This window comes from Gordonia sp. NPDC003429 (genome assembly GCF_053588575.1).
On record NZ_JBSFQF010000023.1, the window covers coordinates 24656 to 35383 of the forward strand.

General features: G+C 67.4%; 10 protein-coding genes. 3 read left to right on the forward strand and 7 right to left on the reverse strand.

Annotation, left to right across the window (positions count from 1 at the left end; all coding sequences use genetic code 11):
• Nucleotides 1–19: 19 nt before the first annotated feature.
• Complete coding sequence (locus tag ACWDSI_RS19080; protein WP_449757475.1) at nucleotides 20–556, forward strand: carboxymuconolactone decarboxylase family protein; 537 nt, start codon at nucleotides 20–22, stop codon at nucleotides 554–556.
• A gap of 7 nt (nucleotides 557–563) precedes the next feature.
• Here the strand turns inward: ACWDSI_RS19080 and ACWDSI_RS19085 are convergent, their stop codons facing one another.
• The 5 genes from ACWDSI_RS19085 to ACWDSI_RS19105 form a co-directional block, all read right to left on the reverse strand.
• Nucleotides 564–1676 (reverse strand): LLM class flavin-dependent oxidoreductase, encoded by a 1113-nt coding sequence (locus ACWDSI_RS19085; RefSeq protein WP_449757476.1) that lies wholly within the window; start codon nucleotides 1674–1676, stop codon nucleotides 564–566.
• Nucleotides 1673–2449, reverse strand: coding sequence for an ABC transporter ATP-binding protein (locus tag ACWDSI_RS19090; protein WP_449757483.1), 777 nt, complete (start codon nucleotides 2447–2449; stop codon nucleotides 1673–1675). Before ACWDSI_RS19090 ends, ACWDSI_RS19085 begins: the two co-directional genes overlap by 4 nt.
• A 17-nt stretch (nucleotides 2450–2466) precedes the next feature.
• On the reverse strand, nucleotides 2467–3309 hold the full coding sequence (locus tag ACWDSI_RS19095) for an ABC transporter permease (protein ID WP_449748081.1): 843 nt from the start codon (nucleotides 3307–3309) through the stop codon (nucleotides 2467–2469).
• Nucleotides 3306–4316 carry an ABC transporter substrate-binding protein gene (locus ACWDSI_RS19100; RefSeq protein WP_449757477.1) on the reverse strand — a complete coding sequence of 337 codons (1011 nt, stop codon included), beginning with the start codon at nucleotides 4314–4316 and terminating at the stop codon, nucleotides 3306–3308. The genes ACWDSI_RS19095 and ACWDSI_RS19100 overlap by 4 nt, the downstream gene beginning before the upstream one ends.
• 292 nt (nucleotides 4317–4608) lie before the next feature.
• Nucleotides 4609–5493, reverse strand: coding sequence for a DNA-3-methyladenine glycosylase family protein (locus ACWDSI_RS19105; protein ID WP_449757478.1), 885 nt, complete (start codon nucleotides 5491–5493; stop codon nucleotides 4609–4611).
• Between the two features lie 147 nt (nucleotides 5494–5640).
• On the opposite strand from ACWDSI_RS19105, the gene ACWDSI_RS19110 reads away from it, so the two are divergent.
• Both ACWDSI_RS19110 and ACWDSI_RS19115 read left to right on the forward strand, forming a co-directional pair.
• Complete coding sequence (locus ACWDSI_RS19110) at nucleotides 5641–6651, forward strand: linear amide C-N hydrolase (protein WP_449757479.1); 1011 nt, start codon at nucleotides 5641–5643, stop codon at nucleotides 6649–6651.
• Between the two features lie 88 nt (nucleotides 6652–6739).
• Nucleotides 6740–7591 carry a universal stress protein gene (locus tag ACWDSI_RS19115; RefSeq protein WP_449757480.1) on the forward strand — a complete coding sequence of 284 codons (852 nt, stop codon included), beginning with the start codon at nucleotides 6740–6742 and terminating at the stop codon, nucleotides 7589–7591.
• 6 nt (nucleotides 7592–7597) lie between these two features.
• Here the strand turns inward: ACWDSI_RS19115 and ACWDSI_RS19120 are convergent, their stop codons facing one another.
• Both ACWDSI_RS19120 and ACWDSI_RS19125 read right to left on the reverse strand, forming a co-directional pair.
• Entirely contained in the window at nucleotides 7598–9937 is a 2340-nt protein-coding gene (locus ACWDSI_RS19120) for a glycoside hydrolase family 65 protein (protein WP_449757484.1), read from the reverse strand.
• Nucleotides 9938–9939: 2 nt separating this feature from the next.
• The gene (locus tag ACWDSI_RS19125) at nucleotides 9940–10632 is read right to left on the reverse strand and encodes an HAD family hydrolase (RefSeq protein WP_449757485.1); all 693 of its coding nucleotides are present in this window, start codon (nucleotides 10630–10632) and stop codon (nucleotides 9940–9942) included.
• Nucleotides 10633–10728 lie beyond the last annotated feature (96 nt).

Here is a 10728-nt window from a genome sequence, read left to right on the forward strand (position 1 = left end):
GGCCGTCTACGGTGACCGCATGGGTACTCCACGTGTTGCTCCGGGGGGATTCTCCGAGCTCGGTCCGATCAACTGGGCGTTCGCGCGCATCGCGGCCCGAACCATCGGGGTTCATGACGCACATATCTTCTCGACGCTGGGACGGACCCGCGGTCTGTTCCGCGGATGGCTCTATTTCGCCTCCCGTCTCATGCCGTTCGGCTCCCTGTCGCGGCGCGAATCGGAGATGGTGATCATCCGCGTGGCGCACCTGCGCGAGAGCACCTACGAACTCGATCACCACCGCAGGCTCGGCAAGCAGGCCGGAATCGACGACGCGGAACTCGCCCGCATCCTCGAGGGCCCCGACGCGGGGTGGGGTGACCGGGAACGCGCGATGCTGCGCGCGGTGGACGAACTCGTCGTCGACCGCGACATCAGCGACGTGTCGTGGGCGGCGCTGCGCCGTCACCTCGACGATCGGCGGGTGATCGCGTTCATCCTGCTCGCCACCCAGTACGACATGCTCGCCACCACGCTGCAGGCGCTGCGGGTGCAACCCGACAGCCGCGTCTGAACTCCGCTCAGGAGTGCGCCACCGCGCGCGCCGCGGCGGCGGAGGCGGCACGCACCAGCGGGGCCACGCCCTCGGCGAACCAGTAGGCCTCCTCGATGTGCGGCTGCCCCGACAAGACGAAATGGTCGACACCCAGGGCTTGGTACTGCCCGATCAGGTCGGCCACCTCGGCGTGGCTACCGACCAGGGCGGTGCCCGCACCGGGCCGCACCAGGCCGTAGCCCGCCCACAGCCCGGGATACACCTCGAGATTCGCCAGGTCGGCGTTGAGCGCGAGTTGACGGCGCTGTCCCTCGGATTCGCTCTGCAACAACCGTTCTCGCGCCAAGGTGATCAGCGCCGGATCCATCCTGCTCACCAGCTTGCGCGCCTCGGCCCACGCCTCCTCTCGGGTGTCGCGGGTGATCACGTGGGCGCGGATACCGAAGGACAGTTCGCGGCCGTACCGGGCGGCACGGGCGCGCACGTCGTCGATCAGTGCGCCCACCTTGTCCGGCGGCTCGGTCCAGGTGAGGTAGGTGTCGACGTGGGCGGCGGCCACCTCGCGCGCCGCCTCGCTCGCGCCGCCGAAGAACACCGGCGGCGCCGGGCGCGGCGGTCGTCCCACGGTGGCGCCGGTGACGTCGAGGTACTCGCCGGCGAAGTCGTACGGCGTCCCCGACCATGCGCCGCGCACGATCTGCAGGAACTCGCCGGTGCGCGCGTAGCGCTGCTCCTTGGTGAGCCGGTCGCCGTAGCGCTCCTGCTCTTCGCGGTCGCCGCCGGTCACGATGTTCAACGCCAGCCGGCCGCCGGACAGGTCGGCGAAGGTCGCGGCCTGCTGCGCGGCGAGCGTCGGGGTGATCAGTCCGGGCCGGAAGGCGACGAGAAACTTCAGCCGGCTGGTCTCCCGGATGAGCGCGGCGGTGGTCACCCACGCGTCGTGGCACCACGTGCCGGTCGGCGTGAGCACCGACTCGAAGCCCAGGTGTTCGGCGGTCTTGGCAACCAGGGTCAGATAGTCGAGGTCGGGGGCGCGGTGCGCCGACGCTGTACCCAGCACACCCGAGGACTGCAGCGCACCGATCACCTCGCGGCCGTCGCCGGAGGTCGGCAGAAACCAGTGGAAGTGGGCGGTCATCGGGCGTACTCCTCGGCAACGTCGACGTCGATGGGCGCGCCCCTCCCCACGCCGAGGTGCGCCAGGACGCGTTCGCGCAGCTCCACCAGGCGCAGGTCGTCGCGGTGGCGCGGCCGCTCGACGTCGACGGCGACGCTGTGCGCGATCTCGCCGTCGGAGAGGACGAGCACGCGGTCGGCGAGGAGCACGGCCTCCTCCACGTCGTGGGTCACCAGCAGCACGGCGAATCCGTGACGCTGCCAGAGCCGGACCAGCAGGGTGTGGGCCTCGATCCGGGTGAGCGCGTCGAGTGCGCCGAACGGTTCGTCGAGCAGCAGCAGTTCTGGCTGCCGCACGAGTGCACGCGCCAGCGATGCCCGCTGCGCTTCGCCGCCCGACAAGGTCAACGGCCACGCGTCCACGCGATGCGAGAGCCCCACCTCACCGAGTGCCTCGACCGCCCGCTGTGCGGGATTGTCGCCGGAGAGGTTGAGCGACACGTTCTTTCGCACCGATCGCCACGGCAGCAGCCGCGGTTCCTGGAAGGCCACCGCACGTGACCCGTCGACTTCCAACCGCCCACCGTGGTCGGCGTCGAGCCCTGCGACGATCCGCAGCAGCGTCGACTTGCCCGATCCGGACCGGCCCACCAGAGCGACGATCTCCCCGCGGCGCAACGTGAGGTCGATGCCGTGCAGGACCTCGACGTCGCCGAACGATCGCGTGATCTGCTCGGCACGGACCACCACGTCGGTGTCGGCCACATCGGTGTCGGCCACATCGGTATCGGCCACATCGGCATCGGGGGCGGTCACCGGGCCACCCGCCAACGCAGCAGCCACGCTTCGAGTGCCCGCACGATCGAGTCACTGAGCAGCCCAAGGAACGCGTAAATCACCAGTCCGAGAACGATGATGTCGTTGCGCAGGTAGGTGCGTGCGTTCATCACGAGATAGCCCAGCCCGGCGTCGGCGTTGATCTGTTCGGCGACGATCAGCGACAGCCAGGCGACGCCGAGCGAGAGCCGGAATCCGGTCAGCGCGCTGGGCATCGCCCCGGGCAGGATCACCGCACGCGCCAGTCCCAGCCTTCCCAACCCCACCGATCGGCCCGCCTCGATGAGCTTGGGGTCGACGCCCCCGATACCCGAGACCAGGTTCAGGTAGAGCGGGAACAGCACGCCGAGGGCCACCATGTACACCTTGGGTTCCTCGCCGATGCCGAACCACACGACGAACAGCGGGATGAGACCGAGGAATGGGATGGTTCGCAGCATCTGCAGAGGCGGGTCGATGGCCAGGTCGGCGACGCGGAAGAAACCGACCAGCAGGCCGAGCACCACGGCCACCGAAACACCCAGCGCCAGACCGATTCCGACGCGCTGGAGGGATACCGCGAGTGCATCCTGCAGTTCTCCGTCGGCCCACAGTTCTTTCGCGGCGGCCCACACCTGGGTGGGTGGGGAGAGCTTGCTCTCGGGGATCACGCCCCGGTCCGAGAGCACCTGCCATGCCACCAGCAGGGCTATCGGCGAGATCAGGCGCAGCAGGGGCGTCAGCGGTACTCGCGTGCGTGTGCGGGGTGCCCTGACGGGCACCGATGCGGTGGCCGTGGCGCGTGTCCGCGGTGCACCCGCGATCAGAAGGTCGGTCATCCCGTCGCCCCCGTCCCGGCGAGTGCGCCGTTGAATTGTTGGTCGAAGTAGTCGGCGGCCGTGGGATGGGTGGGGATCACCTTGGCGTCGGCGAACAGGTCGATGAGCCGCTGCTGTTTGGCGATCTGCTCGGGTCCGATCGGCACGATCCCGCCCGACGACGTCGCGAAGGTGGCGCGGGCGATCGGTTCGGGAAGCTTGGTCAGCTTGCTGTAGGTCGGAATCCACTCATTCTCGTGGGTCACCGCCCACTGGTTGGCGCGGGAGAGCCGGGCGATGAGGTCGTTGATGGCCTTGCGCTTCGGCTGATCGGCGATGGACGCATCCGACGCCAGGTAGTAGGCCTGCTGGGTCACCAGGCCCGCACCGTCGGACACCACCGTGGCACCGTGCTGGGAGATGGCCACCTGCGCAAACGGGTTCCACACCGCCCAGGCATCCACCTGACCGTTGGTGAACGCCGACAACCCTTCGGTGGGCGTGAGGAACGTCTGCTCGATGTCGGCGGGTTTGAGACCGGCCTGATCCAGAAGTGCGAGCACCAGTCCGTTGGAACTCGACCCCTTGGTGAAGGCCACCTTCTTGCCCTTGAGGTCGGCGATAGAGCGCACCGACGATCCCGGAGGCACGAGCAGGAAGTCACCGGGCTTCGAACGCGCCTGCACGGCAACGATCTTCAGCTTCGCGCCGCTCGCCTGGGCGAAGACGGGCGGCACGTCACCGGTGCCGCCGATGTCGACCTTGCCGGCGGACGCGGCCTCCAGCAGTGGCGGCCCCGATTCGAACGACGCCCACGTGATGTCGTACGGGAGATCCTTGAGCTCACCGGAGGCCTCCAGCAGCGACTCGGTCTGCTTCACCTGGTCGCCGACGGTCAGGGTGATCCTGTCGTTTCCGGATGAGCTTGCGCCCGAGCTTGATTCGTCCGACGAGCAGGCACTCAACGAGACTGCCAAAATGGCGGCCACACCTGCCGCGACGGCACTGAAACGCTTCGCGAACAACACGCTCTCCCTTCGACGTCCCGATACGTCCTCGGGCTCCGGAGAGAATTGTGGGCCGCAGCCGATGCCCGATTCCAGCCGCCACCGCCGACACGCGGTCACTCTCGGGTGAGAGTGCGCAGGTCAGCGGGCTGCACGGCACTTGGGATCGCCGCGACGTTAAGTGGCTTCCTGATCGCGGGTGCGCAGACGGGTGCGGTGGTTCGCCCGCGTCGTGTCGGGTTCGCGCGGGTCGTATCGGTTCGCGCGGGTGGTCGACGGCCCGCGCGAACGGAGAAGACCCGCGGGAGGCGGATCAGATCGCGCGATAGTCCCGCACCGACATGCGGTGCCCCCGCCGCGGCGCCCAGGTGCCGTGCAGTTCGGCCATGCGGATGATCCGATAGCGTTGTCCCGCATAGGGTTCGAGTAGCTCCAGCATGCCGTCGTCGTCGACGGCACGGCCGATCAGGGTGTGACCCACCAGCGCCGGGATGTGATAGTCGCCCACCGGTACCGCATCGGCGTCGCCGACGGCCCGCGTCCGTGTTTCGGCGACGGTCCACGCCCCGACACCGCGCAACACGTCGAGTCGGTCGACGTGACGCTCGACGTCGAGTGTGGTGGCGCCCCGGATCGTCCGGGCGCGCACCGGCTCGGCGCCACTGCGATGCCACTCCCACGACGGAATCTGCGCCCAGACCCGCTGCGGCGGGGGCACCCGCATGTCGGCCGGCACCGGACCGGGTGCGGGTTCGCCGAAGACGCGCAGGATGTGCCGCCACGCACGCCACGCCTCGGTACCCACCACCTTCTGCTCGAGGATGGCCGGCGCGAGGGCCTCCCACACACGACCGGTGCTACCGATCCGCAGACCGGCCGACAGTGCCACCAGTCGCGCGACGGCATCGTCACGGACCGTGAGGGCGCGGGGGTCGTCGTTGACGCCGAGCATGTCGGGCACGTGATGGAGCAGCCAGTCGGCACCCGGACCCCAGGCCCGCGCCCGCACCGACCCGTCGCGCATCCCGATGGCGAGGGTGCCCGGGCCGTCGGGGGTGTGCACCGCACGCCACACCGATCCGTCGGCGGCGTACCGAAACGCGGGATCGCCGCTGCCCCGTCGGTGCACACCGAGCGTGGCCCGCAGGTCCACTCGCTCGGGCGGTGTCCACGTCCGGGAGGATTCGGCCACACTCATCGTCGACAATTCTAATGCGCGCGGCTCAACCGGCTTCAAAGCGTGCCAAGTGAGTGTGGATTTGCGACCAACTTCGGCATCGGCACCATCCGCGTATCCGTCTGGGGCACTGTCATACTCATCAACAGAGTGTCCGAGGAGGACGACATGTGTACACGCGTCATGTGGCCCGATGCCGACGGATCGGTCATCGTCGGACGGAATATGGACTTCCGTAGGGATCTGGCCACCAATCTGTGGGCGTTCCCCCGTGGGATCAGCCGCGATGACGGCATCGAGGGTGCGCTCACGTGGACGTCGAAGTACGGCAGCGTCATCGCGGCCGCCTTCGACATCATCTCGGTCGACGGCATGAACGAGGTCGGACTCGCCGGACATGTGCTGTGGCTCGCCGAATCCACCTACGCCGAGTACGACCCGTCACGTCCGGCGCTGAGCCAGGCCATGTGGCTGCAGTACTTCCTCGACAACTTCGCCACCGTCGACGAGTGCGTCGCCTGGATCAACGAGACAGATGTTCAGGTGATCCAGATGCCCGACCCCACCGGCGGTCAGCCGCCGACCATTCATCTCGCCCTCGACGACGCCACCGGCGACTCGGCGATCATCGAATACCTGAATGGGAAGGTGCACGTCTATCACAGCAGGAAGTACCACGTGATGACGAACTCCCCCTCCTACGATCAGCAGATCGAACTGCTCAAGCGGTGGGAGGGTCTCGGCGGTGATCAGCCGCTGCCCGGCGACACCCTCGCCGAACACCGGTTCGCACGCGCCGCCTACTACGGGTCACGACTGCCGAAACCCACCAGTCAGGTCCAGGCGATCGCGAGCATGTTCAGCGTGATCCGAAATGCCGCCCAACCGTTCCGCGTCGGGGACAACCCGGACAGTCCCGACGAGTCCGAAACCATCTGGCAGGTGGTGCTCGATCTGACCCGCAAGCGCTACGTGTACCAGTCGACGGTTCGCCCCAACATCGTGTGGGTCGACTTCGGCGACCTCGACTTCAGTGAGGGCACACCGCAACTCAAGCTCGACATCTGTGGCGAACTGGCGCTCGAGGGCGGCATCGCGGGCAACGTGGCCAAGGACTTCAAGGACGTCGGTCCGATGACGTTCCTGTCGTTCAAGTTACTGTCACAGCTCGACGGCTGATCGCTGCGGCGGCTAACACATCGAGAAACTCCTTGACGTGGGCCGAAAGTCCCGTTACGCCTCCGGTCTGCGGGCGCAGACTGGAGGTATGAGGTACGCAGAATTCATCACCGTCGGCGTCGACGGATCCTCGACGTCACTGGCCGCGGTGCGCTGGGCCACGCACACCGCGACGATCCACCACACCGGCCTCGACATCGTCTACGCGATCGACGCGGTGTCTCCGCCGCTGGTCACCTACGCCATTCCGGACGCCTATTTCGACGGCATGCGGATCCACGGGCGCGAGGTCCTCGACGAGGCGCAGACGGTGGCCGCGACATTCGATCCGGCTCCTCCGGTACGGACCCACATCATCGGCGATTCGCCGCGAGGTGCACTGCTCACGAGGTCGAAGCATGCCTCGATGCTGGTGGTCGGTGCCTCCGGCACCGGACGGGCGGGGACGATACTCGGCTCGGTGCCCACCGCACTTGTCGCCCACTCCAAGTGTCCGGTCACCGTGGTGCGCGAGGCAGCGCCCGGTCGCCCCGCGTCGGACGTGGTGGCGGTGGGTGTGGACGGATCGCCGGACTCGTTGGTCGCCCTGGACTGGGCCGCCGATGAAGCCGTCGCACGCGGTGCCCGACTCGACGTGATCGCGGCTTGGGATTCCTCGGGCTTCGTGGAGGCCGGCGCGGCCTTCGCGGGAGTTGCCGAGCAGATCGAGAACACGTTGGCCGACGCGGTGGGCAAGGTGCGTACGCGTCTTCCCGGTCTGCCGGTGCAGTCACACGTTATCGACGGCTCGCCGGTCGATGCGCTCGTCAAGGCATCCGACACCGCCGATCTGATGGTGCTCGGCCATCGCGGTCGCGGCGGCTTCGGCGGTCTGCTGCTGGGTTCGACGACCCGCAGGGTGCTCAACGAGGCGCACTGCCCGCTGACTGTCGTGCACTGACCCCCGTCAGCCCCGTCGGTAGCGTTCGCAACCCACCGGGGGTTCGGGCGGTTCGCGGTAGGCCAATTCCGGGATCGGCATGCTGACCGGTTCGGCCGTGGTGAGGGTGAACGCTTCGCCGTGGTGGCTCAGTTCGATCGGATCGCCCCCGGTCAACGTGTAGGTCACGGTGTTGCCGTCGACGGCCACCACGATCTTGCTTCCGCACACCACCATGCGGAAGGTCATCGCGCTCAGTTGTGTCGGCAGCCGTGGTGCGAACGTGATGTGTCCACCGAAATCCCGCATACCGCCGAGTCCGGCGACGATGCCCAGCCAGGTTCCGGCCATGGCCGCGAGATGCATTCCGGCGGAAGTGTTTCCGTGTAGGTCGCGCAGATCCATGAACGACGTCTCCACGATGTAGTCGAACGCGAGGTCGACGTAGCCCACCTCGGCGGCGACGACGCCCTGTGACCACCCCGACAATGACGAGTCACGGCAGGTGATCTGTTCGTAGTAGTCGAAGTTGCGCTGCTTCTCCTCCAGTGTGAACGCGTCACCGAACAGATAGAGGGCCAGCACGAGGTCGGCCTGCTTGACCACCTGCTTGCGGTAGAGCTCGAAGTACGGGTAGTTCAGCAGCAACGGGTAGCGACCCCGCGAGGCCTCGAAATCCCATTCGCCGAGCGCGGTGAAGTTCTCGGATTGTTCGTGCACCCCGAGAGTGTCGTTGTAGTCGAGCGTCATCCGGTCGGCGCGGTTCTCCCACGCCGCGATCTCCTCGGGTTTCACGCCGAGACCGCGGGCAAGGTCGGGGTGACGCTTACATGCTGCGGCGGCCTCGAGCAGGTTCTGCTTGGCGGCGAGGTTGGTGAACGCGTTGTTGTTGACCACTGCGGTGTACTCGTCGGGGCCGGTGATCCCGTCGATGCGGAATCGCCCATCGCCGCCGAAGTGCCCGAGGGACAACCAGAGTCGCGCACACTCCACGAGTAGTTCGAGGCCGTAGTCCTTCTCGAACTCGACGTCGCCGGTGGCGTACACATACTTTGCGACGGCCATCGCGATGTCACCGGTGAGATGTACCGCGGCGGTACCTGCAGGCCAGTATCCCGAGCACTCGTCGCCGTTGACGGTGCGCCAGGGGAACATCGCACCGCGCTGCCCCAGTTCGATGGCACGGTCCTTGGCCTTGTCCAGGGTGCTGTGCCGCCACCGCAGCACCTCCCGTGCCTCGTGGGCGCGGGTGTAGGTCAACATCGGGAGCACGAATGTCTCTGTGTCCCAAAAGGTGTGGCCGTCGTACCCGGATCCGGTGAGTGCCTTGGCGCCGATCGACCGGCCCTCACACCGCGCGCCCGCCTGCAGCACATGGAACAGCGCGAACCGGATGGCCTGTTGCAGTTCGGGATCCCCGTCGATCTCGATGTCGACGTCGTACCAGTACTGGTCGAGATACTCGCGTTGTTCGGCGACGAGGCGATCCCAGCCGACGGTCATCGCCATCGCCAGCGCAGCGTCGACCTGGGCGCGCAGCGCGGGCACCGAGCGCTGCGACGACCAGCCGTAGCCGATGAACTTGGTCAGCACGATGGTTTCGCCCTGGGCCAGCGGGGCCGCGATGGTCAGGCGGGCGAGGTCGTCGTCGGAGGTGATGGTGCGCGTGGCCCCGTCGGGGAGTTCCACGAGGTGGTCCATGCCGGCCGCCACGTACCGGCCGGATTTGCGGGTGTGGTGCACCAGCAGTGCCCTGTTGCCGTCGGCGACGGCGAAATCGTTGACCAGCGCCGATTCCGGGATGGCGGCCAGGCGGGGGTCCTCCTTGTGTCTGCTCGCGATGGGCTGGTTGGCGAGCAGATCCGACTGCAGCACGATGCGGAGGTCCTCGGCGTCGTCGGACTGCACTTCGTAGCGCATCGCGGCGATCGACCTGTTGGTGAACGACACCAACCGCTCCGACCGGATCGTCACCCGCCGGCCGGTGGGCGACTCCCACACCGTGGTGCGCTTCAAGAGCCCGGCCCGCATGTCGAGCACCCGGGAGTGCTCGATGGTCTTGCCGTAGCGCATGTCGAACTGTTCATCCCCGACGAGCAGCCGGATGATCTTTCCGTCGGTGACGTTGATGATCGTCTGGCTCGACTCCGGGTAACCGAACGCCACCTCCGCGTGCGGGAGCTCGCGCAGTTCGTAGACACCGTTGAGGTAGGTTCCGGGCTCACCGATCGGTTCGCCCTCTTCCAGGTTGGCGCGAAGTCCGAGGTACCCGTTCGACAGCGCGAACAGGGTCTCGTTGCACGGCAACCCGTCACCTTCGACGCCGTGCCAGCGCAACTCCCACGGATCGACCTCGAAACCCTGCATCGTCACTCTCCCAACAGTTCGGACAGATCGTCGACCACGATGTCGGCGCCGGCGTCACGCATGGCGTCGACGTGGCCGGGACCTTCACGATTGACGCCGATCACGTAACCGAAATGTCCGGCACGACCGGCCTGCAGTCCGGAGATCGCGTCCTCGAACACGGCCGCGTTCTCGGGTACCACCCCCATCACCTCGGCGCCCGCAAGGTAGGAGTCGGGTGCGGGTTTGCCCGACAGGCCGCGCGCGACGATGTCGTTGCCGTCGATCCGGTGTTCCACGTAGTGGGAGAGATCGGCCGCGTCGAGCACCTGTGCCCCGTTCTTCGACGAGGTCACCACCGCGATGTGCACGCCATGCTTCTCCATCGCGTCGAGGTAGCGCACCGATCCGGGGTAGGCCTTGGCCTCACCGCGCCCGACGGCGGCGAGGAACTCGTCGTTCTTCGACGTTCCGATCCGTTCCACCAGGGCGTCGTCGGCCGGCAGCCCCCGCGACTCGAGGAAGGTGCGCACACCATCGGCGCGCGGCCTGCCGTCGACGTAGGTGATGTAGTCGTCCTTGGTGAACGGTCGGGTGGTGTCACCCTGGTCGGGCAGCGACTCGAGGTAGTGGTTGAATGCGCGCGTCCACGCGGTGAAATGGACGGCCGCGGTGGCGGTGAGCACGCCGTCGAGGTCGAACAGGGCCACCGAAATGTTGAATCGCCCCGGGTTTGCTGGAGGCTCGGTTAGTTGGTTCCAGCGTTTGCGGGGACCGGGTTCTCACGGTAGCTGGTGACGGTGTGGGTCGAC

Excerpts from the sequence above, each read along its gene's own strand:
- ACWDSI_RS19080 (WP_449757475.1), top strand. The coding sequence starts at position 20 with ATGGGTACTCCACGTGTTGCTCCGGGGGGATTCTCCGAGCTCGGTCCG.
- ACWDSI_RS19085 (WP_449757476.1), bottom strand. The coding sequence starts at position 1,676 with ATGACCGCCCACTTCCACTGGTTTCTGCCGACCTCCGGCGACGGCCGC.
- ACWDSI_RS19095 (WP_449748081.1), bottom strand. The coding sequence starts at position 3,309 with ATGACCGACCTTCTGATCGCGGGTGCACCGCGGACACGCGCCACGGCC.
- ACWDSI_RS19105 (WP_449757478.1), bottom strand. The coding sequence starts at position 5,493 with ATGAGTGTGGCCGAATCCTCCCGGACGTGGACACCGCCCGAGCGAGTG.
- ACWDSI_RS19110 (WP_449757479.1), top strand. The coding sequence starts at position 5,641 with ATGTGTACACGCGTCATGTGGCCCGATGCCGACGGATCGGTCATCGTC.
- ACWDSI_RS19115 (WP_449757480.1), top strand. The coding sequence starts at position 6,740 with ATGAGGTACGCAGAATTCATCACCGTCGGCGTCGACGGATCCTCGACG.
- ACWDSI_RS19120 (WP_449757484.1), bottom strand. The coding sequence starts at position 9,937 with ATGCAGGGTTTCGAGGTCGATCCGTGGGAGTTGCGCTGGCACGGCGTC.